Origin of the sequence: Microcoleus sp. AT9b-C3 (genome assembly GCF_036705485.1) — a bacterium.
GTDB lineage: Bacteria > Cyanobacteriota > Cyanobacteriia > Cyanobacteriales > Microcoleaceae > Microcoleus.
On the sequence record NZ_JAUBUR010000013.1, the window covers coordinates 146296 to 172284 of the forward strand.

The following is a 25989-nucleotide window of genomic DNA, read 5'->3' on the forward strand; positions in this document are numbered from 1 at the left end:
CTAGGAGTGGGGAAGCTTATTGCCACCCACCCTTTGATTCAGAGCTATTTTACTTTGTAAAAACCGTATTTGACCTAGATGCGCATTTTAGAGGGATAAAAAAGGAGGAAAAAAGAGGAGAAAACAGCACATTTTTTACTCATTACACCTCCTATTTCCTACTTTTAGCCTCACAATCAGTATAAATGCTTATCATTTTTTGTAAAGAATTGTTGCTTTTGGCGTGATTTTTTGTGTTTTAGACCCTTGTAAATCCTCCTCAATCCTCGTAATAAGTACGGTAGTCGCATAGCAAGCCATGTCAAATAGACGTTATAGGGGGGTAAAAATGAGCAATTTATGGTTTTTATGGTTTTTGCAAGAGTGCCAGAGGAATTGTTGGGAGTTGAAGTTAGCTCACGTTCACTCTGGGCAATCAAGGCAAGAAAGTTTGATGGGGCAGTTTGGACAAGGATAGAACTGTGCTCCTGCCAGTCGCTCTTGAAGCCAAGAGCGAGCCAGTTGGTGTACAGGGCAACCGCCTTTACGATGGAGCGTCATCGGGTACGACACAAGCCAGTTGGTGCAGTTCGGTATCGGCGGCGGATGCCCTTTGGTTTCGCACGCCCGCTATTCTGTTTGCGATTTTGCAGCCAGTAAAGATGTCGATGCTCGCGAGGGAATCGTTCGTCCGATAGCTAGCCTAACGCGATCACCTTGCACTTAGGATTACTGCATTCATGAGGTGCATTGTTTTTGTTTCTGCACGTAAAAGTCTGGTTTGTGATCACAAAAACATTGCTTGCTACCGAGAGAGAACAGCTATAACCAGCCTCAACAAGTAAATGCACGCTCGACACAAAAAAGCAGTAATTTGGCATAAAATTGCAGGCGGCAAGCAGGATATTTTCGGGTAAATACAGGTAGAGTGCAGCCCCTGCAAATACCTGTATCTCACTGATTTTGTACAGCTTTCCGCCTGACTTTATACGGCACTTGCCAGACTTTAGGGCACACAAAAATTAGCTAATTTTTTTGGTGGCGGCTTCTCTCAAGGTGCAAGTCGCTCACAGATAAGTCTGCTGGAATTCGACAAATGTTTTCTAGGATTAACTCAAATTTCCCCATCTATGGTTTGCAACCGCGAAAGCCAGGTCAGAAAATTAGTTAGTTACGATCTCCGTATCTCAGCTACCTTGTCAACGCTACAACCATTAACTTTTGTGTAGTAAAGCCCCTTTTTAAAGGGGCGTCATTCCTAATCTCCTTAGGATGTGTCGTCTCAGGACTCCTCTATAATCTCTAAATTGCCTCTATGTCAGCAAGCGAAACGGTTGATTTCTTAGGCTTAGCTGTGGTGCGGGCTGATGCTGGGTCAACCCCCAACCTGAGCAATTGCAGTTTAGGCGCGGGATAGCTGCAGCAGGCAAGGATGTTCGCGTACTCGGTGTCCAGTAAATTTAGTTTTTCGACGGGTGGGTCGGTCATTTGTCAGGCTTTAATATCGGGGATGGTTTCTCTATTCCATCACAACATCCACTCGAGCGCGATCGCTAAGCTACTCTGCATCTTGCGCGATCGCTAAGCTACTCTGCATCTTGCCAGCCTTCTAGACCTGCTAGAAAGATATTGATCAAGGGATGATCTACCAGCTCTTTTAAGGCTTCAGTACCGCCTGCTTTTAGAACTCCAATTACCCGTGCTTTGAAGGTTGGATTGCTCTCAATTTGCTTGAGGGCTTCTTTTACAACTGCCTCCCTTTCTAGAGGCGTAGTCGTGGGATAATTCTGCTCCAGTTGCTGTAGAAGTTGCTGAATCTCTGCTGCGGCTTCTGCCAGGTTTTGCTTCTGCTCGGGCGTGTAATTGGTTATGTTGCCACCTATCTGATGAGCGTGAACCGTCTCAGCATCTACAAGACCTCCAGCAATCTGAGGATTGTGTAAGCTCCAATTAGAGAGTTTCTTTAGTCCTTGTGACATAGTATCTCCAGTGTTATGTAGGATTAGCTTTAATCAACCACGGAATTCCGCCCAGCTTGGCGTAAGTAGCAAGTCCCATAGTGTTGAGAACATAGCAAAGACTTCGATCGGGAACATCAACAGTCTCGATCTGAAACTCTTGAACAGGAATCTGTTCCGCAAGAAAAGTGGCCTTGGTTGTCAAATAAGGATTGTTATCTCCGTATAGTTGATGAAATGCCTCATCGATCTGAACCAACGCCAAATCCCACTTAAAGTTTTTCCTTGTTTGGTGGGCGAGAGCTTGCCTAACCGCTCGATTATACGCTTCTGCTGTGTTGTCCTCAGTAAGGAAAAACTCAGGTTCAGCTCCATCAAGGGCGTACTTGTGGATAAACCCTTTTGCAAAAGGTTGTCTCTTCAATTTTGGTACCGTGACACCGTTAAAAAACTTGTAAAGGAATTGCTCGACACGCCCCTTGCGCGTCTGTTGACAGATAACGCATATGCGGGGAGTTGAAGGGGTAAAGGTCTGTGCCGTGTAGGGACCATATTGGGGGACGGTTCCTCTATTCCATTACAACATCGATGAGAGCGATCGCCAGCCTTGCGACTTCAACCGAGCGAGTGTTTTCCCGTTGCTGATAATTATCGTTGTCAACCGTCGCCTCAAACCGAATCATCCATCCACCCGCAAGCCGAACAATCCCAATCAATAGGCGGCGTTTCATACTGAAGATAAGTCATTTCACATTGGGAACACCGGCCAGTAAACAGGGGGTGCGTATCGAGCAGCTCTAACTGTTGCAAGGCGTGTCCACCGCTGCCGGGCGTTGCAGGATAAGTTCGCCGCCTGCTTTAGCTTGCACCCTCGGGTTCCCACAGTTCCTCCGGCTCGGCGTCGGGGTTTTCTTGAAAGTCGGGGCAAGTGTCGGTGTTGGGGCCTGTGGGATGTACGGCACAGATGAGGTGTGGGTTGCGTGCGTAGAGGAAACATCGATCGCACTCATGGATTCTGGGCAGCGGGGGTGTTGAGGTTTTGGTCTGGGTTTAGTTTGCCAAAAATTTTGGTGTTGGGAGCGAGCGACAATGATTGGGGACTTAGGTAGTGAAAACCGACTCTCAGCAATACGGACAACTCTAATCAGCCTGTTGAAAGCAAACGCTACATTCTATAAATTCATGCCATTAGAGAATTAAACGATGTACATAGACCACAAAATCGGTGATTTAGTTGTCGAGCAACGCCAAAATGATGGTTACATCAATGCAACTAAGCTAACTAAAGCTTACGAACGAAAAACCGGAACTCGCAAGAACGCTACAAAATGGTTTGAAAACGATCGGACTATTCAATATATAGAACTGCTATCGGATAAAACAGGGCTTGAGGTATACGACCTAGTACAAAAAAAAGGAAGCGGGAGAAACCAAGAGACTTGGATTCATCCAAAATTAGCTATCTCTTTTGCTATGTGGCTCTCGCCCGAATTTGAAATGATAGTCGCTGAATGGGTAGAAAAATGGCTGACAACTGGCCTAACCCCGGTCTACGAGACTGTTCAATTGCATCCTTACCAACGGGTTTGGTATCAACGATTAACTTTGTTTGAACAAAATACCAGGCTGCCGCGGGGTAAGTGGTGTATTTTTGAGCAGATAGCCGGATTAATGAGAGATTTAGAGGCTAAAGGCGTTCTGCTGCCCGACACAGCCACTATAGATATTTCAGTAGGTCGAGCGTGGTGTCATTGGCTGAGGGAACAAGGATACAATACCGATGAATTCGAGCAGTACATCCATCATTATCCCGACCGCAGGGGAGAGCAACTTGCAAACGTTTATCCCTTCAACTTGCTGGGAGAGTTTCATCAGTGGCTGCAAGATACATACATTCCCGACAAATTTCCTGAATATGTTAGAAAATTCTGTACGGCAGAAGAATGCAAATTAATTTCAGATGCTATCGGATGTGAGGTGAAGCCTATTCAAAAAAGGCTTAAAACAAATCAGTCTCAGCCTGCTTCTAAGTAACTTTATCACTACTCTCAAACAATTTTGCGGTACAGCCGAGATAACCGCTTTCTGAGGACATGAGGTAAATAAAGGTTAAGCAACGCCCGGTAGAAACTGAATTATTGGAATCAAAACGCCAGCATCCCATCTCAAGTTTGCAACGAGAGTGCGGACATTGGAGCGATCGCTAATGCTGTGTAGGTTCGCAGACTCAATGAAATTGGTGCCGACAAGCGTGAAATATTTTGGTCCACTTACTGAAATCAGCGTCGCTCCACGGTATCTGTAGATTTTTATAAGGCTTTCCCAAATAAAAAATACCGAGAGCAAGTAGCTCCCGGCATCAGCTTTTCCAGTTCCGTTGTTGTTAAGTAAATCCAATCCGGCTCAATTTAGGAAAATTTGCCTCACTCCATTAAGCACAGCCGATCGTTATTGGTTAGCCTGTTCCAAAGCGGGATTCGTTGAAGCTCCAGCAATTTCGGCTAAGTTAATCTTGACGACTTTATTGCGAGCTTCAGTCACTTTCGGTAGTGTTAGTGTTAGAATGCCATCTTTGCATTCAGCTTGCACGGAGTCGTTTTGAATGGGTGCGGGCAAGGTAAGCACCCGTTGGAATTTGCCATAGCGGAATTCAGAGCGGACGTACCCAGATTTTTCGTCTGTGTTTTCGTAGCGGCGTTCGCCAGAGATGGAAATTGCTTCGCGAGTGACTTGAACGTCAATGTCTTTGGGGTCAATTCCAGGCAGTTGCGCTTTTAATACGAAGTTGTCCCCAGCATCAGCCAATTCCATAGCGGGCATCCAAGCGGTTTCTGAGTTATCTCTCGTTGCTGCCAGTTGATCAAAAGCTTTATCGAGTTGCTGACGGATGGTTTCAATTTCCGTGAAGGGTTGCCAAGAGCGCATCAACATAATCTGTCACCTCAAAGATTGGTAAAGCTCTATAAGTTTGTTTGAGTTGAAGCTCATTGCTTACAGTTATTATGATGCCGCTTTATAAGTGGGAGGAACAGTCAGGAGAACCCAACTCTGTTGGTCGTATTTGCCAGAATGAACGTGAAAGAACCAGGGGGAACTGGTATTGAAGAAAACCGTACAAAGCTATTCCTAGAAACCGAAAAGGTGGTGGCAATGCCATGATGACCCTGCCGAGGGAACTCTGCACGGCGCGAGCGTCGGGGGAAGTATCGCTGGTGTTAACCGTACCAAAAACGCGGTGCGGGTGATGTGTAGCAGGCGCGCTCTGACGTGCAGAGCGGGTAATCGCTGCTTTCCCAGAGCCATCGCTCCCGTATGAGGGATCTCGCATAATCCCCTTCTTAAAAACGCGATCGCCCAAGAGGTTATGTGTCGTTAATTCAACAAGTAGTAAGATCCCAAAGCGCTTCTGTAAACTGTGTAAGAGTCAATGGCTGTACTTGAGAGCGATGCCTACGCCTTCTGGGCACTTATCTAATCCGTTGACATCTGGTTTTGGCTCACATCATCTTTTATCCCGATCGCCGATCGCATCCAACTCAACATTACGCTCGCACTTTGGCTTTCATCTCGCACAAATCTTACAGCACAACCGTGACGTTGGGAAACGCAAAATATTCCGTCAGTATGCCAATGCGGTAATTAAAAACTTTGTAGCGATATTTGAAGTATAGTTCGACATCTCCCTAGTCTTCCCACAATGCGAGTAAATTAACAGTGGCATCATTAGCTTCTTTATTTTCGTGCTGTCAATAAAACGGGCGGTCGTTTATTGGGTGGAAATGTGGTAGTGTTGTTGGGTCAGCGAAGCAATTGCCAGCAAAATAACTGATTAGCCACAATTACCGCAATGCTATTCTGTGCTCAGCAATAGTGGCTTCACCAGCTTGTGCTGTTACCTATGCTGCCTCAGTCTGCGTTTGTCGTGTTTGCTGAGGGCTTGGTCGGCTGCACTTTCAGATGGGTGACCAATCGAGCGCTTTCCCGTTGCTAAGAAATTAAGGATACCGTTCCGAACTATCGCTTTACATCGAATCTCTAGCTCGCAACATTTGGAATAGCCCAGTGCTGAGGGGGTTTCGTACTTGGAATAAGTTATTCCGCATTGGGGACATCAATTAGTAAACAGCGGGTAAGCGCCTAAAAGTTCTAAGTGTTGCAGGATAAGTTCGCCATTCTAGTAGCTCGCGCTCTCTTCCATAAATTATCCATCCAGTTTTGTGTTGGGGCTTTCTTAAAAATCCGGTTAAGTGCTGCTGGTGTTGTGATCTGTTAGCACTTGTGCTATATTCTGAAGTCTTTATCCTTCTAAAATGCTTAATTTTCGTGCAAGTACCGGGTGTGACAGTAATAGCCAGCCCAACCCTTGCTGGTCATAGGATGTAACCATGACATCCTACTGATAGGACTATGCAAGTAGCATACGCGAATCAGCTTGTAAGGTGTGTCAGACTTTGATTATGGATAGATTATCACATTATCAGGGGGTTCTTATCGGGTCTACCTTATTAATTGGGAGACTTGCATAGCTCCTGGTTAAGTAAGTTATTCTATCAAACAATTAACTAATCAAGATGTAATGTTTTAATCCAAAAATTTAGTAAGGCAAAAGTTTAATAAAGTCGTAAAAGTACAATACAATTAATAGTATAAATTTTACCGCAAGCAACAAGTGTAAAATTAACAGGTGCGGACATCGGCTACACTTGTCTACGTTCGTTGGTTGGAAGAAGTGAGGTATGTGTGCAGACTAGGTGTTTAGAGTCAAAGGTGGTATTTGCTTCGAGCGAGGAGCTATTTCAGATTAAGGTGCTTGCCGATGTGCATCGGCAAGAGATAGGCTTTGTGAATCGGGCAGTTCTGGCAGAAGCGATCGCAAGCCGTGAAATTCTTTACCACCCCTTCGGCTTTCTCCATTTTCATCACCGTCGAGACAAAATCTCTACTCTTTACCATCTTTGCGTTTCCCCCGACCACCGCAGGCTAGGCATAGGTCGTCAGCTTATTTGTGCATGGGAAAAACACAGTAGGAAGTGCGGTATTACAAAACTGCGCCTAAAATGCCCCCTGGACATAGAAGCTAACGGGTTTTACAACAAGATGGGATTCGATCGAGTACAAATTGAGCCTGGTAAACGTCGCTCTTTAGTTGTTTGGGAAAAGATATTATGCAATAATGCTCTCACAACTCCCCAGTTTGTGGCGGCTGTAAGTGCTGGCGGCCCTGAAATTGAACGCAGTAGACAGTTGTGGATTTCTGGCGGCGATCAGCGTAATCCTTTTGATCGCGTTCTTTACTCACCAATAACGTGCCCAGCTTCTACTACAGAATACTTTCATCAACAAAAAGATGTGGGCAACATTTCGGAAGTTTGGCTAGATTGCGGGGCATATCAGGTGCAACAGGGAAAATTTACTTACGATCGACTGCTGGAATTTTTAGATAATTTTTATCGCAATAATACTTGGGCAGATGGGTATGTATTGCCCGATATTGTACCCATCTCAACTGATTCAGATAAAATAGTGGAGTACAAAGTTCGCGAAACGCTTTACCATTGCGAAAATTTTTTCAGTAAAATGCCAATTTATGTACAAGAACGTGCGATCGCTCCTGTACATGGACGCAACATTAACCAAATCAATCGCTGCATTGAGACCTATGCAAAAATGGGTATTACCCGTATCGGTTTCGGTTCTTGGGGAACGTCAGGGCCTAACGGCAGCGTTAATATGATTTCTGAATCTAGTTTGGCATTGTTTAAGATTGTTTGCAGTATCGCCAGTGAAAAAAACATGAAAGTTCACTGCTTTGGCATTGGGGGCCCAAACAGCTTTTATCGCCTCCGCAATAACTCTCTTGTCCCTCATAGTTTGGATAGCTCAACTTGGTCGAAAGCTGGAGCTTTCGGTAGCATCTTTTTTCCGGGTACTTCTCAAATTCAAATAACCGTTAGACGCAGCTTTGAAACTACTAAAACAGGTTTAGAGGCCCTTAAAGAGTCTACACAGCATTCATGTTATTTTTGTCAAAATATTGATAAATTGAGAACCAGCAGAGAATATCGGATTATGCACAATTTAACAGCTTGGTTAGATACCTTACAACGCGCTTTATGAGCAACAAATTAACTTTACACATTCAGCAAAACACCACACTAGAAAGAGTAGCTGCAATTCTTGATTTCTTAAAAAACCAAGAAACAAATTTTGAAGAATTGGCAGCTACTTGTAATTTAGGAGTTTCCGTTATCCAAAAGGTAGTATTCCCATTTTTGCGAAACATTTCAATTATTTCAAAAAAAAATCCACCCTCACTGACACCTCTTGGTGGAATTGCAGCTATAATTCAACAGTCTAACCCCGAATTGTTAGGAGATTTTTTACATTTACTAATTTATAATTTGCACCACAAAGAATCTGAAAAAAGGTTTTCTTGGACTTATGCTACAGTTGTACAACAACTCTGGCTGCGAAAAGAAGTTGTTTTATCGCCTCCCGAAAAAAAATCTCTAGTGGGAGAAGTAATTGAAAAGGCTGCTGTCAAGTTTGAACTACCTACCAGTGAAATAGCATTTAGTGATACGAGTGTGGCTGGTGCCCTCAATTGGTTGCGATCGCTATCACCCAGTGTTATAGAACCAGAAGGCAAATACGAACACTTCAGCCGTCGCTACTTCAGCGCCGCTCCTATTTTACTTCAGGCAGTAGACACAATCTACAAACAGCAACAACGAACCTATGGAGTCAAGATTTTCTTGCGAGAAGAAGTTCAAGAGGCTATTTGTCAAATGTTGTTGCTAGATCCGAGCGGATTAGATGGTAGCATAGATAATGCTAAATGCACCTATGATTATGATCGAGGTGGCTTCTTTGACTGTGGCTATGAAGGGGGATACGGACAATGGGTAATGCTGACTCAATCCCCTGAGTGGACTCAATTGCTTTAGCTAAGTATTAGCATTCTCCGAGACAAACTTTATATTTACAATCCATGAAAAGATTATTAGAACAACTAAACTCAATCCAAGCAATTGTCGATACAGTCAATCCCTCCCAGATAGAAAATGAGCCTCAAGAAGTAGCCAGAGTTTATAATCTATATGCAAGCAGCTATAACCCAATTGAACCCGTAAAAACTCTAAAAGACCATTTGGTTGAGGAAATTGGTAAGGGTAAACCTGTTACTGGCTACCTCAGTGCCGACTATGGGTATGGTAAGACAGCAACACTAATTTATTTATGGCAGCAGTGTCAGGATCATAAGATAATCGCGGTGCCGCCTTTCAAGTTTAAAGAACTGGGAGATTTGATGGTTGCCACTTATGGCTGGATAAAAACGTGCCTCCAACCAGAATTTATTCCTCAGATTGAGGTACTGTATCGCAAATATGGCTTGAAGTCTCAGCAAAATATAGCAGCAGAAATAGCGCTCAAGTACAAGTTATCTGAAGACAAAGCTTTAAAAATTATTCAACAATTAAATACTGACACCACAAATACTGATAATGTTTTGAATTTTTGGCAGGAAACAGTTTCTATCCTCCGACAAGCAGGTTTTGCAGGTTTAGCAATATTTGCGGATGAAAGCCAAGAATTTTTGCGAACAGAAGAAGGTGCTAGCGTTCGCATCCAGATTTTGAGCGATTTAGTTAAAGGAATGCGAGCTTTGGGTTCTACGCCTGTTGCATTAATTCTAAGTATGCCGACTACTCCGACTGAATCAGCTATTGAAGAACAAGCTGGTGATATTATTCACCGTATGAAGGAACAGAAAGTATCTCTTAGATTAGCTGGTGCGTACAGTTCTGAGTTCCCAGGAAAACTGTGGAATTATTTGTGTACTAATTTTCTGGAAGACAAGGCGCAGCAGAATCACTTAGCACATCCAGCAACAATTGAAAGTTTAGGGCAATTATGCGATCGACAAAACTTCAGCAATGGCCCTCGCACCGTCATTGAAGTATTTAAACGCATCATCCATTTTGCTCAAAATAATCAGCGTCCCTATACTCCTTTAGATTTGATTCAGGATTATCTAGAAGGACAAGTACAGTTATATGGCACGGAACAACACAAAATTAGCAATACTATCAAAACCTTGGAGCCGTTGATCTCCTTTCCAAAACACCCCAAAGGGCGAGAGGTAATCAAGCTACTCGCTGGTTTCCCCTCAGGCCTTTCTGAAAGTGTAGCTAAACAATTTCAACTCTTAAAGGAGTTGAAAAAACTAGCAGAAGATGACAATTTTTACGGGCTGCACATTATACAGCCGACTGAGCGCACTTTTGCTTTAGTCGCCCTTCTTCAGACAAGCATTCCCACAGTTGTAGATAAAATTTTAAATCGATTTCGTCAGCAATGGTTTGGAGAGTGGAACGATACTCAAAAAGAAGAGATGGCTACAACGATTTTCAAGTCGGAAATTATTTCTTTACTCTTCCCACTTTCTAGAACTGGTCAGAAAGCCAATTGGTCTTGGCGTTATAAAGGAGAGTGGAAGCAGGATAGATTTGGAGTTTTTAATTTATTAGAAGGGGCTCCAGAAAAATATAATGCGGATTTTCCTAAGCGTTCTCTTGTTATCAGTGTCGGGAGTAAAGAATCTGGTTTAATGAGGTTTCAATCCCCAGAAGAAACTCACTTAGATTGGCGGTTTTACTTTAACTATGAGGGAAAAGCAACCGTCGTTCCACAAGTTTTAACTGCGATCGCCGGAACTAATCAAGTAGACTTCCATCTTCAGTTAGGTCGAAGTTTTGAAGGCGAATATCCCACATCCTTCGGCTTACTCCGCAAAGTCATGGCTTCCGAACAATGTTCTGTTTGTACGCTGCTGAGTTTGTCTCATTATATTCAAGACTGGCTCTCAAAAAATCCTGAAGTCAGTAAAGCCGATCGCTCTAGATTAGAACACCATCGCCAAGAGTGTCACCAGTATGCCATGCGATTGCTGTTTCCGGCGATTTCGCCTCAAACTTGGGAAATTGGGGGCCTCAAGGGGGTAAATGGCTCAGACAGTAAACTTATCGAATCAGTGTTCTATCAAAAATGTAAAGCCTTATTTACCGATTATAAGTCTTTCTATAATAGTCTGAACCCGACGTTACGTAAATATAAGTCCCTCTTGGAAAAGATACCTTTATCTGTTCGCAAAGGTCGTCAGTTATATCAAGTTTCCAAAGAAGAATTTGAAAATTTGTTTGAAATGGGAAGTTCTAGCCTACCCAGTGTTTTAGCAGTTTTCAAACAACATGGCTTGATGAGTGGGGAGAAAATTGCCAAACGGAAAGAAGGAAATTCCCAAGTTAAATTTACAGAACATCCTTTGGAATCGTTTATTAAAGAGAAACTGCAATCACAAGGCAGAACACAGACAGTTGAGACGGCGTGGGGACAGCAAGATGTTAAAGCATTAGAGTATTCAAAGTTATGGAAAGCAGTAAAACTGCTTGGCTATCTTGAAGACGAGTTTCAAGAAGCTCTTGAATGGTTGCAGCGACGACGCTACATAGAGTGGGCGCGTTCAACGGATGTTATCCGCGAAGCCAGTTTGGAATTAGAGCCAGATGAGTTAAATGCTCAATTAAAAGAACTCCGCGTTCGGGTTTCTTCGTTAGTTGAAACTTTTGATGAGACGATTTTACATGAAATCAATGAAAAGATAAATGAGGAGGAAAAAATTATTGATGCTAACCATGAGTCTGAGGTAGCTCTCGATCAAGTTCATAGAAATATCCAAGCCGAACGGGAGCTTCTAGAAAATTTTTGCATTGAGAGGCGCTCAACCCTGCAAAAAGAACTGCGTGGAATTAAACTCAGGCTAGAAAAATTTACCCTAGACTTGAATGCTTCTAAAATTAGTCAAATGATTGAGAGTGATAGCGGCCTAGAATCTTGTCTCAATGACTACCGGATAATTTTGGAAAGGCAAGTAAATCAGCTAGATAAAGATTGCCAAAGCCTAGCTAGTTCGCTTAAAGTAAATGAAATTGATATACTTGCATTGCATAATCAGCTAAAGCATTGTCAGCAGTTTTTGCTAACTTACGAAACCACTAAATTTAGGCTTGAGGAGTTGGTAGATGGTTTAGAGAAGTGGCGGATTATTCTAAATCGAGCACAGATGTTACGAGAGAATTTGAAGAAAGACCCAGTTCGCTTGATGCGTTATGATGATGACTTTGTTGACCGGGTTGTTAAGCATTTTAGCAACAATCAGCTTGAGAGTTTTAGACAGTACGATTTACTGCAACAACCTTTGGTTGAACTTGAAGAGGAAATTAATGGTGAACAGCGCTCGCGTCGAGAGGCTTTCGAGCAAATGCTTAGTCGTTACGAAGTCTTACTGGATCTAATTTCAATTAATGAATCTCCTTTGAAAAATAGATGCAAATTTGATGATGAAGACCGGGATGGATCTTACCACATTATGAAAGGAGTTTTGTGGGAAATTTTGCAAAAATTCTGCGAAGGTTTGGTTTCAGAATGGGAGCAATTGGAGCGTGATTTTTCCTTTATTTCCCAAGAACGCAACCACGATATGACAGAGTTTTTGAGTCAACTCACTGATTTAAAAACACAGCTATCATTACAAAGAGAACAGTTGCGATCTGCGATCGACAACTTAACCAACCTTGAAGAACGAATAACCCAACTCAAATCTATTTTTGAATACAGTCAGGTTCTTCAGGATAAATTGAAAGAAATTCATTTTAAAAGAGATGAAAGCCTTCAGGAGGAAGAAAGACAGCTTTTAAATGCCATTAGCTCTGACAACAGTGCGATCGCCATTAGCCAACTTCGTCAAAATTTGCCACATAATCAGGAGGTATGGGAACTCTTAAAGACTTTGTACAAAAAGGGACATCTAGAAATTATGCTTCGCCGCCGGGACTAATTTTTAAAGGGTGAGAGGCTCTCACTCACTTGTTGGCAGACCTGAGTCCGAGCACTTGACCTGTTCTGACGGATGGTGTTTCTATCACCTTACCTGCAGCAAGATTGTCGGCAGGGGGCTACTGGTAGAGGAGCGTCTGTTCGCGCAAGGTTACGTTAGCGAAGCTTAAGAAGGGGCTCTGGTTTATGGGTTCTCCTCTCAAAGCGAGAGCGTAAGGCTCTAACAGATCAGTTCGGAAGCCAAATTGGGTGATAACTTTGAAAAAGTAAGTTGTTTTCACTTTTGTTTTAACCTGTATAGTTGAGAAGACTAAAGTAAAGTATGATGGTATTGGTGATTATTGCAGAAGCAATATTCTGCTTATAGGCTTAGAACGTAGTATGTCTAAGGTAATCCCGATTTTCTACTTACCCAAAGAGTATGAAGAAGACATGAAGCTGCTGGCAGAGGGAATTTTAGCCAATGATGGACTAACTATCAAGTCTGCTGTCTCATGGCTTCAAGGCAAACTTATTGCTCATAGTGGCCCAAAAGCAGGAAGCCCGATGTCAGCCACAACCATTAAAAACTATTTAGCTGGTTTTTACGTTCTTGACTTATTCAAGGCTAATAATAATTTTTACCGCGACTTAACTCCTGGTAGAACGGTTTCACTTTCGCTTCAATCCAAAATCGAAGTTATTCAACCTTTGAAGTGGGTTTTAGAAGCCAAGTCATTTAACGAAAAGTTAACTCAGGTTTGCTCACAGTATTCACAAATAGTTAAAATATATAGCTCCGACAGACAACTACTTAAAGATAAGTATCAACTGGGTGATAACCCAGCTCCTGCCTTGATTCGCCAACTATTAATAAAGCATTGTGGCTATAGCTTTATTGGAAATCAAAACAAAAATCCTGTAGGTTATTTAGAGCTAGTTTACACCGAGCAAATTGAAATCAATAATTATCTACAACTCATGAAGTTTATTATTAATAACTATCAAGAATATGCCCAAAAAAATATGGGGTTAATTCCACTTAGTCATGTTTTGAATCGATTGAAAGAAGTTTCTGATTACCGGCATGATGAAATTAAAAGCTTTTTAGTAAGACTTCGCATTACCAATCGAATTGAACTGAGAATAACTAAATCACAGCTTGCTGAGAACCTTGGTATCGAGTTAATCGATATTCAAGGTATTAAGTATGGATTTATGAAGATACTTGACTATACTATGGTGGGTTGAATATGGCTTACACAGATATTAATGGCGGCTTACTCTCTCCTGCACAAAATCCCTATGCAGCTAAAGGATCTGCTTCATCAGTAGCAGGTTATGAGCTGTTTCACCCTATTGTAGAAAGAGGGACAGTATCTGATTTACTGAAGACAGTGAGATATAGCATCAAATATAAAACAGAACCAATCAGGTTTTTCTTTGTGGGAGATTATGGTTCTGGTAAAACAACTCGACTGAATCTTGTCAGACGAGAGGTACTTCAAGCTGAACGCAGCCTTTGTATTCCAATCAGATTTCAAGAAGTAGCAAATCAAATTTCCATGTCTGGCGATCCAAATAAGAGCGAAATTACTAATTTTTATGGAATGGTTTTGGATAATATTCGGAGAAGCTTGATTTCTCAGAGAGCTTTAAGTAGGGAGGAATGCTTGACTTTAATCAAGCAAGCTGATAAACCTGAATTTATAGATTTAATTATGAGAATGTTTGCCGCTACTACCAGAAGTCATATTTTGCTGATTTTTGATGAGGTAGAAATTTTATTTTCAAGCCTAAAAATTAATGTCTCCCAATTGATGACTTTCCTGCACGACTTATCTGAAAAGTGCTTTTCTACGAATCGAAGCTGGGGAATATGTGTTAGTGTGACAGGAGATTACTTGATTAACATTCAAGCAGAAGCAGCTCAATTGAAAGATGGCAGATTTGATTTTAGATTGGTTGAGCCATTAAGTGAAACAGAAATCAAGGATTATATAGAAGAAAAAAATAGTAAGATCACACTAAGATTTAAGGATAAAAGTTATCCTTTTAATCAAGATATTATTGATTTTGTATCTATTGTTTCTGGAGGAATGCCGAGAAATATAGAAGTTTTGTGTCATCTGATTTGGGCTTCTAAAGCTGATGAAAATTCTAATGGTTCAGTAGATATCAACACAGCCCGAAGACTTTTTGTTAATCAGTACCGCGCTCAAGCATTTAGCTACTTTGAATATGTTTGTAAAAATCTGGGACTTGATCGAGATGTCCAAGGATTTTTAAAAGTCCTATTCGCGGAAGGTGGATATAGGTTATCAGTTAATGAACTGATTTCAAAAAGAAATAATAGTTTCGATAATTATCTTTACAATCGCACTGATTCAGAAGCGCGCTATATTTTATACAAAAAAGCAAGTTTTAAAATTCGAGAAACACCAGAATTATCTGACATAATAGAAATTTCAGGAAGAAGACCATTTTGTTTTTCTTTAACCAAGAAAACATTTAATAATATTTATACATTTGAAAGTCAAACTCACTAATAACTTATCCCAAATATGACTCAGGAAAAAAAGCAGTTAAGTAGTTTCTCGAATTCAGATGACCAAGATGATTTGAGAAAGTATTTAGAATCACTACAAGAAAATTGGTATGATTTAACTGCGCTTTATCACACACCAATTTCTTCTATTCTTCCTCAAGAAAGAGAAGTAGATGAAAGAGTAATCTATGATATTCATCACATAGATGCCATCGCTGAACGACTGAGACAAGCACCTGGAACTATATCTACTAATACACTCAGGGAATGGCTAAATCAATTTGACACTTCTCTTGAAAAAAATATAGCCTATTTGCTTCTGAGAGAAATTCAGTTTTTTTCAGAAAGCACTATTAAATCAGACGTTAAAAACTTACGAGACAAACTTCTGAATTTTCTGATGGAGCAAGAACATTTAATTGAAGCATTTCATTCTCTCGCAAAACCATCAACGAAGAGTGAAATAAAATTTAAAAGGTGGCTGCGTCATAAAGTTATCCGGTATGCTTGGCTTCCTCAACCTAAAACAAAGGGTGTTGAAAGCCAGCATACACTTTGGGGGTATTACGAAAATCATGCTCTCACTGGTTCTCTCACTGGTTCTGAGACATCTTGCACTCCTGCGAGTAAACCTAGACTACTAAAAGACTATTTTGAAAACCCTGGGTACAATGATCCTAAATTCGATGTTAATCCAGAAAATACTGTTTTTGTTTTTATGGATTACATAAATGGAACTGGTAAACAGTTATCTGGGTGTGTCTCCCTAATCAACAATCTATTGGATCAGTTCCCAAAATGGAAAAAATCATTTTTTATTATCATGTATATTGCTCAATCAAAAACCTTTAAAAAAGAAATAATACAGTTTTCTACCGACAACTGGCAAACAATTTATGCTGAACAAATGCTTTACTATAAGGATTTAAAAATTTTGGCTGCTCTATCTAATTATAAGATATCAGAAACAGAATATGAAGAATTTGTTAATAAATATTGTCGGCGGGCTGGAAGCACATCATTGGGGTATCTTGACTCTGCCTCTCTAACTTGTCATCACCGTAATTGCCCTAACAATACCTTGACATTTTTTTGGAAATCTTCTCGTGACTGGACAGCAATTTTTGACCACAGCCAGACTCCAAACGCAACACCCTATGGAAAACGCTAAATTCCATCGTGATTGGTTTGAAAATACAGTAATTTCCACGTTTATGGAGTACGGTTGTAAGGGTTTGTCAACCATTTTGGTAAGTGTTTGGGATTAAGGTGTACTCTATTTGCCTGGAATCTGCTGTATCTGCTCCCACATCACGTACAGTCCCCCGGTCGCCGCAGCACCATAAACGGGTTGACAGCCTCGACCTGATAACCAGAATACTGCGATCGCGCGATCGCCACCGCTGCAATCCACTCTGGATGGTCATCATTCCATAAAGGATGTCGAATCATTTTGATTGTCGGCCGTCGAGCATTCTGGTGCACATAGCCAGTGAGAGTTCCAAACGGCACCGACGTACCATAGCCCAAACGTTGGAGTGCCGCCGGAATTGGGCCTTGAACTAGGTTAAGCCAAGCATTCTGGAAATTGCCCCAAGAAGAGTTGAGATCGATCGCCGACGCAGGATTAGACACCAATCGTGCCATATCTAAAGCTAATCGCCAATCCAATAACCCGTGATAAGCAAGGTTTTGATAGTCCCGCAAACACAAATTGCATGAAGTATCACAATCACTTCCGTGCTCGTGAGGATTCGTCCATTTCCAGGCAATGCTGTTTGAAATTGTTGGATCTGCCCGATCCATCAGTTGTTGAAACTCATGCGGTTGGGCTAGAAACCGACAATAACCCGCCCCATTCTCCAATTGATCGCACAGAAAAGCTTGACCAATTATCGCTCCATTCTGCTCTAGCGATCGAAAACCTGCCTGCAACTCCTGTGTATCCACATCAAGGTGAGCCGCTGCAGCTATCCGCAGCCAAAATGCGAAAGAATACCAAGCTGCACGACCTTCCACTGTAGTTGGGTTGGCAAATACACCATTAGACCATTGCTCGATATTTACTAATAGGATATCTGTTTTACGTCGAGATAGTAGAGCTACCCGATAAACCGCTCCAGAGGTACTAACCGAACTGTTTGGTGTAGATACAGCATAAGCTCCTGATTTCTGCCGATTATCAATCTTAACTCTTTCGTAAAAGTCAAATCCTCCAATGCCGCCATTATCATTAACCGAAATGATATTGTCATTGAATGCAGATACAGAAGCATTGAGGACAGATTCAGACGTCCCAACATTTGCACCGATACTCAAAGAAGGTCGAGTCGATCGCGGTTGCCACTCAAATTGCCCATCAAAGTCCTCTGGTTGTAAGTCAGTAAAAAATCCTTTGGGTTCCCTGGCATCAATGCAACGCAGCACATCATTTACACCGCAAACTGGACATTGAGTTGTTTGCGATGGCTGACCGCCAGGGAGCGGTTGATTTAAGAGTGTGTGCGGGTAAATTACGGCTTGGCAGTTACTACAGAGTCCGAGAGATTGGTTGCCGTGTGATAGTGCTGGGACTAAGCCGGGTGCGGAAGCAATTTTGTTGCCTTGAGGGTATAATTCAACTACACCACAGGCAGTATGAACGGCTTTATCTTTGACAGTCTCCGACCCGGGTGCAAATTGGCTAATAGCGACATCAAGGTTGCGATCGACTATTCCCGTTTCTGGAGGCCATTGAGCGCCCGGTGACGGCCAGCGCGTGTAAAGCAAACGCACCCGCGTCGGAAAACCAAACATCGGTAATAATCCTGCATTTGCCAAACGTTCGCTCAGTGCATCTTGGGTGTATGTTGGATCATTTACAATGTTTTGGATACCAGGTATTAGGCGATCGCGCAGATAATTCAACATTATTTCAGAATTACTAGCATTTGGTAATGTTGTTTGCACCCGCAAAATATCTAAAACTGACAAAATTTTTGGCTCATTAGCTGGATTGTTTAACCAACCTGTAATTAATGGTTCATAAGTATTAGCCCAATCAGCCACATCACCAAATTCACCGTGTACGTTATCGGTTCCACTTAATGTACTGATGCCTGTGTCTGTGAAAGCTTGCCTCAGCACTTCCTTTCTAAGGACGCGCTGGAAAATTTCTTGACTCTTCATCTCAACGTAAGGTGGTGGCGGTGGATCGCCTGTAATACTTTCAGGACGCTGGAAGTAAAAATCATCGTGACTTCTGCCTCGACAGAAAGTCACAGCTAATGAAACTCCTGCAGAACGTCTGCCAGCGCGACCTACCCGCTGTTGATAATTAAATCGGCGGGGTGGCATATTTGCCATCATTACTGCTAGCAATGCACCGATATCAACCCCCGCTTCCATTGTCGTTGTTACGCTCAGTAAATTGATTCCCTGAACCAGTCCAATCTCCTGATTAATAAAGATGTCTTGAAACCAGCGCTGACGCTTAGTGCGCTCTTTTTTGTCAGTTTGACCTGTTAATTCCTCTGCATTCATGCGGAAGGGCTGACCCGATCGCTCTGAAAGATAAGTATAGTAATCAAAGTCGCTGGTTGTCTGTCCAGGGGTCAGTTGGATTGTAGGAGTGTTGGGACTGTCAAAACGGCGATCGCTGTTACATTCGGGGCAAACCCCAGCCGCAGGTTGAAGAAAGAAAGCATTGCATTGCGGACAGCGGTATCCAGGGCGCGAACCATCTGGATTGGCTTCTGGTGGTAGAACAAGATAGAGGCGATCGGGATCGAGTATAAATCGTTGACTTTGAGTTTGATTTGAAGGTTGGATTGGGATAACTTGTTGCAACTGATGCTGCACGTCGCTTAGTGCGATGTCAGTTCTACTAATGTACCGTTGAGCAAACTTAGGCAAATCTGAATTATTATCGAGACCCACATAGGGAAAATAGCAGTGTAATTTCCGAATTCCTAATTGTCTAATCACTGCTTCAGTTGCTTCAATAAGCGGAGTTCGGTTTCCTTGATATTGATAACTTACCCAACCCTGTGCTAGTCCTTCAATTGTCCGAGCAATATGGGGGAAAAGAGCATACATCAACTCCTCAGTTAGCAGTGCTTCTAGCAGATCGGCATGATTTTTCTGTTCCGGTGTGAGAGGAACAACTCGTGCAATTGGATTAGCGTTCCAGTTGTAGCAATCAAACCAAGGAAACCTTTGTAGTCCCTTTTGCTGTCCGACTGTATAAGTCATAGTCCGAAAGCTAGGTCTGCCGGGACAAATGCCATAATTGAGAAGGGCATCTCGAATCTTAGCCCGCAAATTTAAAAGAGGAATTCGCCCTGGGTAGTGGTGTAGTAATCTTAGCCATTCATCCCGAGCTTGTTGATTGCTTGAAGGCAAATCATCAATCCAGTCTCGTGCTTCATTTGTTTCTACCTGATTTGCGTTGCGAAATCGGTTACGCCGAACCATATCATCAGGCTGTGAATTCGCAACAACAGCAGCATAAAGAGCGGGGTTCAATGCCTGCAATCTAGCCATTACTGTTTGGTTATTTGCACAACTAATGCGGAGGAAAGATACAAAGTCATTCCAATAATCTTGGAATGATTGTATTAACAGCATCCGCACCATATCGCGGTAATGATCGCGCTCCATTCCTGCTGCTAACTTGGCAGCATCTTGACGGCTGTCAGAAAATATTACTAGCTTGCGAGATGAAGCTGCTGTAGGGCTTATTGGTGCTGGCATTTCCCTAAGCAGTCCGCTCGCAAGCACTTGGCAAGCTTTCTGAAATCCTGTGCGATGAAAACGGAAAGGGGTAGGGAATCTGTTCCGTTTACCGTAGTCGGCATCACAACGAGGACACTTACTTGGCAATGCTCGTTCTTCTGGATGATTCCCAGCAACATGATACAGCCATCCTGGTATTTCATCAGGTTGTGGTGCGGTGTTATTCTGTTTAAGTACGCCTGTAACCCGATCGAGCTTGGCACGAACCCATTTCCGTTTTCTCTTGTCAAGCTCCCATTCTAAGTCTTGAGGTTGCGTACTCCAAGCTGGTGTTTCGTTGGGCAAAGGCCAAAACACTCGGTAGTTTCCATAGCTTTGATTGAGAACTACCAAGTCGGGAATCCCTTCTAAATTGGGTTGATCTGGTGTAAGAATTTCGACGTTGGCATTACCTATTTTGCGAGTTGTTTTGTAGCCGCCCAGAAAGACATCACCGCACACTTCGCAAACAATTAAATCCAAAACACGGGAACCACAGAAGCAGCTAAGGCGATGTTTGGCATGAATTGCACCAACAGTTGGAGGGTTTGGAGCGTTCTGCCTGATATTGCGATCGACTGCAGAATCGGTACAGTTAGGATTACAGCAAGCCCATAAGTTTTGCAAATTGCGGAAAAATAAATGACCGCGCACGGGTTGGGGCGATCGCCCCGTACTCGCTCGCTGAGACATTCCCAGTGCTAGAAGCAGTCCGCGCATCGCATCAGATACCCAACCATTAGTCGCCGCACCAGAGAAAATTTGACGGTCTAAATCTGTTGGATTATTTGAGTTATCTGGGTCTCTAACTTTCGCAGCTCGAACTGTAGGATTAGGATTATTTGGGTTAAGCAGACGATCGATTTCTCGGCAAGCATCCCTCAGTGCATCGGCAGCACCAACAGTAGCCAGAGCTTCGCCAAGATGTTGTTGGGCACTTAGTCCTGAGGCCACTGGCTGTCCCAGTTGCACCGCCAAATTAGACATAGCATCCCGCACCTGATTTGATGCTGAATCGGGCGGTTGCATTTCCTGCAATGGGTCAGCTTGTACTGACTGAGCAAACTGGGCAAAAGCACTTTGATACTGATACGAAGAAAGATTGAATCGCGCCCCAAAAGTAGGTGGTGTTTGTTGCCCCGTGATGAAGGCAAAATTATCGCGTCCAAAAAATTCGCGCAGGAAATCTTTGCCCTGTTGATTTTCCTCAAGGCTAGCTGTCGTCGTCAATATCCGCAGTTGCGGCGAGTCGGGTGTCAATCCCAAACGCGAATACAACAATCGCAGAATATAGGCAACCTCTGTTCCCGGCGTACCCCGATAAGCATGAAGTTCGTCAATAATTAGGAAAAATTGGTTATTTGGGTTGCTTGCCAGCCAATTACAAGTTTCATCAAAAATATTGTTTTCGATACTCCGCATCATCATAATGTTGAGCATCGAGTAATTAGTAATTAAAATATCCGGCGGACTATCTTGCATATCCCAGCGAGACCACATCTCGCCGCCATCGAGTCGCGGGAAGTAGTAAGGCAAATCGGGCATATCATGAAGTAGAGACGGATTGTTTTGGATAGCCGTTTCTATCTTTTGCCGCTCCTGTTCAATCTCCCTTAATTCGTTCCTCAGTCGTTTGATGCTCTCGTCTTTTTGTATCCCTGAAACTGGCGTTTGTCCCGTATAACGACCGAAAGTAATTCGGTTTCTGCCTCTATTTTGATCTAACCACTGATGTACTGAGGGTGCTTCCAGTGCTTTTCTCAGCCGGCGCAATTGGTCTTCAACTAAGGCATTGAGGGGATAAAGAATTAGGGCGCGGAGGGCTTTTGGTCGCTGGGTGTGCGCCAATTGAGATACTCGGTTTCCATTGCCATTCCACCAGCCATAATTATTTAGCGTTGGAGGATTAGCTGACCAAGTGCTCGATTCCCTCGCTAACTGTGCTAGTAGTGGTAACAGGAAACATTCGGTTTTACCGGAACCCGTACCAGTAGTCACAACTAAATCTTTTTGATTGACTAGCACTTCCCGCAGGCTTTCCCATTGGTGTCGGTAAAGCTGGACTCCCGGATCGAAAATCATTTGCCCAAGTTCTGCCAAGTTGTGGTATTCGGAGGGCAATTGATTGGCGGCGGCTGACAAATTCATCTCCGATGATGGATAAATCGGGACAGGCTCAACTAAAGGAGGCTGACTCAAAATGCCTGGTTGCTGGAGGAGGCGATCGCGTTCATCAGCCAAAGCGCGGTAACGCAGGGGAAAAGCACTTTTGATATATAGCTGATAGATGCGATCGAGTCTTTGATACGCCCCAACTAAGTCATGCACTGGCAGGTACCTCTGAGCACTTTACATTAAGTTTATCAGTTAGCAGAGAGATTACTTCCATCGGCACGTTCTCGTACAGGAGCCAGGAGTCTTGATAAGTCGGGAGTTGTCCAGATGCTAGCACTAGCGCACGTTCGTAAATTTCAGGCCAACGCTGGGAGACAGGTATTGCTAAACGCCCGATCGCGCGATCGTAACGTGCAATACATTCAAAGCCACTGTGCTGCAACGCTAAAAATCGTAGACCATACCAGTCGCCCTGTCGCCAACTAGCGCTTTCTTGGTCATAAAATAGTGTATAGCCTGGACGATCGCTCTCATCTATCCTCCACATCTGGTACATACCTGTTTGATTGGGAGAGATACAGCTAACAAAATCATTACCATCAAAGCGCTTCCACTCGTATATACTCGGCACAATTCCTTGCAAGCTTCTGAGATTCTGCATCCAAATGTCAAGATTGGGTATAATTTCAGCAAGTCGGCTCGATACTTCCCCAGCGTAAAGGATAGAAAACTGGCTTGTAATTATATTAAAGTCACTCAAATTGAGACGAAGGCAAGGCGGTGCGTCTCTTCTTGATTGGTGACTGGAAATTATATCTGTATATTTTTCCAACTCCTTCAGCAACTTGATGCTGCGTTGACCGCAAAGAAGAAATTCTGGAGAATCTGATTTAATCTTAACGAGGGCTGTAGGAGCCATAGACCATCGTGTACCGTCAGAAGAAGATTCAATATGCCCAAGCAACCTAAGCCTCCGTAAAATGCGTTTTGGTTCCTCAAGTCTCAGAGCATCGCAGGCTTTTTTGAAGGATTCCCACGTTCCGCTACCAAGGGTAGATAGCCAGTAGAGAAGGTGTTCGTAACGCTGGGAAAGTGTCTCAATATCTGGTGACGATTGATTGATAGGCGATGAGGCGCTCGCCTCAAATGGGTTATCATAGGTAACTTTCTCTACAGGCTGATAAGGAATGGGGTTTGTGTAATCGTAAACTTCATGGGCTGCCCCAACCATAGATTTTATTTGTTCATAGGTGAAGCTCTTATTGCCGGGAACTGCCGAAAATTTAAAACATGGAAATTTGAGCAAATTTGATTTCTCAATTTCTAGAGGTATTTCTCCTATTGTACTACTTTCAATTGCCAGAAAAAAATAAAAGCTTTTTCTAGAAGTGGCTCTTTTTTCCAGTCGCAGAAGTGGCACATATTGACTGATATTTTGGTGTTGGATGTGTTTGGAAACTTCCTCGATAAGTTGTTTTGGGTTCCCTTTGTATGAAAATCCTCTGTACCAACGTTGAATTTTGGTCATTTTACTTCTGAATTTATTTAACTTTATTGAGCCAATGACTGAAGGACGCTGCCACAAATATTATGACTTGAACCTATCGGCATCACTTCACAACTTGATGGTTCTGCTATTGACAGGCAACTCCAATCAACAATTCTGACAAAGCGCTCGCTAGATTCACCTCCACAAGTAGCTTTTACGAGATAGTCACCTACACTAGGAAAGTTAACTACAATGGGAATATTTGTACTTTGCTGTAACTTTTCCCAGACTTGGGAATCATCCGATAATCGAGTTACTTGTAACTCAACTGTGGGATGAAAACCAAAGATAGTTACTTGAGGGCTATGTCCCTCTAACCATGCACCCAATTGGGGTATGCGCAAACCACCTGAAAAGCTAATAGATAAACGGACACTGGGTTGCAAAGCATCTTTAAGTTCTTGACTTTTGATAAAGACTGCATCCCAAGCTTGGGAAACAACCATGCACGTGTGAATTTCAAACCAGGTAGAATTTAAAAATACTGGTTGTGCTCCACCCTGCCATTTCAATAACTGCTCATCTTGCAACCGTTGAATATCTGAGAGCAGTTCTTTTTTGTAGAGTAGGATAAATGGCGTACCGAGGGATGGCGTTCCCCAAGAAGCATAGGCTCCTGAATCTGGGTTATCGGGATCTGGAATTAATATCCAAAAGTTACGCTCGGGCAAAATCAGGGAATCCAGGTCTGTAGGAGAACTAATTTGGTATCTTGCACCGCGATCCAATTCATTCATATTTATTGGATCTTTTAGAGGGAAATACCATCCAGCGCGTTCGTCCCGAAGCTGGTGAACGTTATCTCTGTACTGAACTTGTACCGATTCTACTGGTCGCCATTTTAGCTGTTTCGGGTAGAGATAGTAATCAATCTGGCCCAAGAATGGATCTTCAGTGCGATATAAACCTGCAAAAAGATAGCGGCTCCAGGTGCGTACCCCTTGTTTTAGTGTTACTGGTTTCCCCTCATTTTGCCATTGTTCGTAAACTTCGTGAATTGCTTCGGCAACGGCTTCATACCGCTGCCTGTTGCCCGTCAGTAACTCTTTTAAGTGTTGGCAAAGCCTTGGTGTCTCGCGGCGGACATGAGTAAATAAAGTTTGGGCATCCCATTGGGCTGTCCATTGCTTTTCGTTAAATAGATCTAGAAGTCGGTTTTTATCAGCGTGGCGCAGAAGAGATTGCGAAATTGGATAATTTATATAGGTAGTTGGACCACCGCGACCTCGAACTGCTGAAGGTAAGAATCCCTGTTGCCTTAGCCAAAGATTCCATTCTTTCCATAGCGGTTCTTCAGCTCCGTAACCAAATTCCATGCCCGGTGGACGACAAGCGCCGGACAGACCTAAAATTTTCTGCAATCGCCGGAAGTAGTTTAGTTCTGATATTTTTTCTTCCTCAGCCATCTGATAGGCGGCTAGAACTGTGGCACTGAGAAAGGCAATACTTTTGGGTAAACCGTCAGAATCACACCCACGCAAGTTGCTCAAATTAACTTGTTGGTCAATGATGACTTTTTTCCTTACGGCAATCAAAAAGTCATCGCGACCGTTGTTGACGCCCGTATCCTTTCCAAATTCTAGACCAATACGCTCGAGTACATCGTCGTCAACGCTTACGTAAAGTTTAGTACCGCGCGGTACGCCACTGGTAAAGTAAGACACTAATGCTTGGTTCCATTCTCTGTAGCTTGCCATTGCTGTTTTCGCTTCTTTGGCTTACCATCTGAGCCGTTTGTTTAAATTATCCCAGGTTTGTGTGACTATTGGTAGTTAATGAGATTCAGCCTGGCGTTGCTGAATACAGGTATAAATTCAAGATTTCGGAATGCGTATAAGCTAAGTAGGGTAAGTTTTGTAACTTCAAGCAAAAAGTTGATTCATACCGTGAATCAGCAACGTCTCCAGCCTGTCTTAGTGCCACTCAAATGTGTCCTTTTAATCGATTTTTGTAGCTGATGCGGGAAATTTTTCCGTAATTATAACTAGATCTGATATCAGTAGCTGCCGATCGCATCCACCTCAACATCACTAAGCACTTTAGGTTCCATCCCGTACAAATCTTGCAGCAGGGCCTTGCCATTGGGAAGCAGATTGAGTCGAGGGGGGATATTATTCCCCGCCCCTCTCAGTTAATTAGAGTCGATGCCTGTGTTACCACAGGACACCTCTCCTTCAGAACGCGGACGTGCAGCTTTCACTGCATCCGGC

The 25989-nt window shown here is 42.9% G+C and carries 17 protein-coding genes; 9 read left to right on the forward strand and 8 right to left on the reverse strand.

Annotation, left to right across the window (positions count from 1 at the left end):
- Positions 1-461 precede the first annotated feature (461 nt).
- A complete protein-coding gene (locus QUB77_RS14595) occupies positions 462-677 on the forward strand; it encodes a hypothetical protein (RefSeq protein WP_333323218.1) in 216 nt (71 codons plus the stop codon).
- 888 nt (positions 678-1565) lie between these two features.
- Here QUB77_RS14595 and QUB77_RS14600 read toward each other — a convergent pair.
- The 3 genes from QUB77_RS14600 to QUB77_RS14610 all read right to left on the reverse strand — a co-directional run bounded on the left by QUB77_RS14600 (position 1566) and on the right by QUB77_RS14610 (position 2668).
- Positions 1566-1958 carry a hypothetical protein gene (locus QUB77_RS14600; RefSeq protein WP_333323220.1) on the reverse strand — a complete coding sequence of 131 codons (393 nt, stop codon included), beginning with the start codon at positions 1956-1958 and terminating at the stop codon, positions 1566-1568.
- A 13-nt stretch (positions 1959-1971) separates the two neighbouring features.
- Positions 1972-2361 (reverse strand): hypothetical protein, encoded by a 390-nt coding sequence (locus QUB77_RS14605; protein WP_333323222.1) that lies wholly within the window; start codon positions 2359-2361, stop codon positions 1972-1974.
- 145 nt (positions 2362-2506) lie between these two features.
- A complete protein-coding gene (locus tag QUB77_RS14610; RefSeq protein WP_333323224.1) occupies positions 2507-2668 on the reverse strand; it encodes a hypothetical protein in 162 nt (53 codons plus the stop codon).
- A gap of 472 nt (positions 2669-3140) precedes the next feature.
- Here QUB77_RS14610 and QUB77_RS14615 point away from each other — a divergent pair, with 472 nt between their 5' ends.
- On the forward strand, positions 3141-3971 hold the full coding sequence (locus QUB77_RS14615) for a KilA-N domain-containing protein (protein WP_333323226.1): 831 nt from the start codon (positions 3141-3143) through the stop codon (positions 3969-3971).
- Positions 3972-4385: 414 nt separating this feature from the next.
- Here QUB77_RS14615 and QUB77_RS14620 read toward each other — a convergent pair whose 3' ends face one another.
- Both QUB77_RS14620 and QUB77_RS14625 read right to left on the reverse strand, forming a co-directional pair.
- The gene (locus QUB77_RS14620; RefSeq protein ID WP_333323228.1) at positions 4386-4868 is read right to left on the reverse strand and encodes an Hsp20/alpha crystallin family protein; all 483 of its coding nucleotides are present in this window, start codon (positions 4866-4868) and stop codon (positions 4386-4388) included.
- 82 nt (positions 4869-4950) lie between these two features.
- Positions 4951-5265, reverse strand: coding sequence for a hypothetical protein (locus QUB77_RS14625; RefSeq protein ID WP_333323230.1), 315 nt, complete (start codon positions 5263-5265; stop codon positions 4951-4953).
- Positions 5266-5429: 164 nt separating this feature from the next.
- On the opposite strand from QUB77_RS14625, the gene QUB77_RS14630 reads away from it, so the two are divergent.
- The 7 genes from QUB77_RS14630 to QUB77_RS14660 all read left to right on the forward strand — a co-directional run bounded on the left by QUB77_RS14630 (position 5430) and on the right by QUB77_RS14660 (position 16531).
- Entirely contained in the window at positions 5430-5576 is a 147-nt protein-coding gene (locus tag QUB77_RS14630) for a hypothetical protein (protein WP_333323232.1), read from the forward strand.
- Between the two features lie 1101 nt (positions 5577-6677).
- A complete protein-coding gene (locus QUB77_RS14635; protein WP_333323234.1) occupies positions 6678-8054 on the forward strand; it encodes a GNAT family N-acetyltransferase in 1377 nt (458 codons plus the stop codon).
- Positions 8051-8884 (forward strand): hypothetical protein, encoded by an 834-nt coding sequence (locus QUB77_RS14640; protein ID WP_333260940.1) that lies wholly within the window; start codon positions 8051-8053, stop codon positions 8882-8884. The genes QUB77_RS14635 and QUB77_RS14640 overlap by 4 nt, the downstream gene beginning before the upstream one ends.
- Positions 8885-8928: 44 nt before the next feature.
- Complete coding sequence (locus QUB77_RS14645) at positions 8929-12834, forward strand: hypothetical protein (protein WP_333323236.1); 3906 nt, start codon at positions 8929-8931, stop codon at positions 12832-12834.
- A 380-nt stretch (positions 12835-13214) separates the two neighbouring features.
- Positions 13215-14063: a hypothetical protein gene (locus tag QUB77_RS14650; protein WP_333323238.1), complete on the forward strand. Its 849-nt coding sequence runs from the start codon at positions 13215-13217 to the stop codon at positions 14061-14063.
- Positions 14064-14065: 2 nt separating this feature from the next.
- A complete protein-coding gene (locus tag QUB77_RS14655; RefSeq protein ID WP_333323240.1) occupies positions 14066-15361 on the forward strand; it encodes a hypothetical protein in 1296 nt (431 codons plus the stop codon).
- Between the two features lie 15 nt (positions 15362-15376).
- Positions 15377-16531 carry a phosphoribosyltransferase-like protein gene (locus QUB77_RS14660; RefSeq protein ID WP_333323242.1) on the forward strand — a complete coding sequence of 385 codons (1155 nt, stop codon included), beginning with the start codon at positions 15377-15379 and terminating at the stop codon, positions 16529-16531.
- A 140-nt stretch (positions 16532-16671) separates the two neighbouring features.
- Here QUB77_RS14660 and QUB77_RS14665 read toward each other — a convergent pair whose 3' ends face one another.
- Genes QUB77_RS14665 through QUB77_RS14675 form a run of 3 tightly spaced genes read right to left on the reverse strand, consistent with a single transcriptional unit; the run spans position 16672 to position 25476 of the window.
- Complete coding sequence (locus QUB77_RS14665; protein WP_333323245.1) at positions 16672-22443, reverse strand: DEAD/DEAH box helicase; 5772 nt, start codon at positions 22441-22443, stop codon at positions 16672-16674.
- The gene (locus QUB77_RS14670) at positions 22436-23758 is read right to left on the reverse strand and encodes a hypothetical protein (RefSeq protein WP_333323247.1); all 1323 of its coding nucleotides are present in this window, start codon (positions 23756-23758) and stop codon (positions 22436-22438) included. The genes QUB77_RS14665 and QUB77_RS14670 overlap by 8 nt, the downstream gene beginning before the upstream one ends.
- 23 nt (positions 23759-23781) lie before the next feature.
- Complete coding sequence (locus tag QUB77_RS14675) at positions 23782-25476, reverse strand: hypothetical protein (protein WP_333323249.1); 1695 nt, start codon at positions 25474-25476, stop codon at positions 23782-23784.
- Positions 25477-25989: the final 513 nt, after the last annotated feature.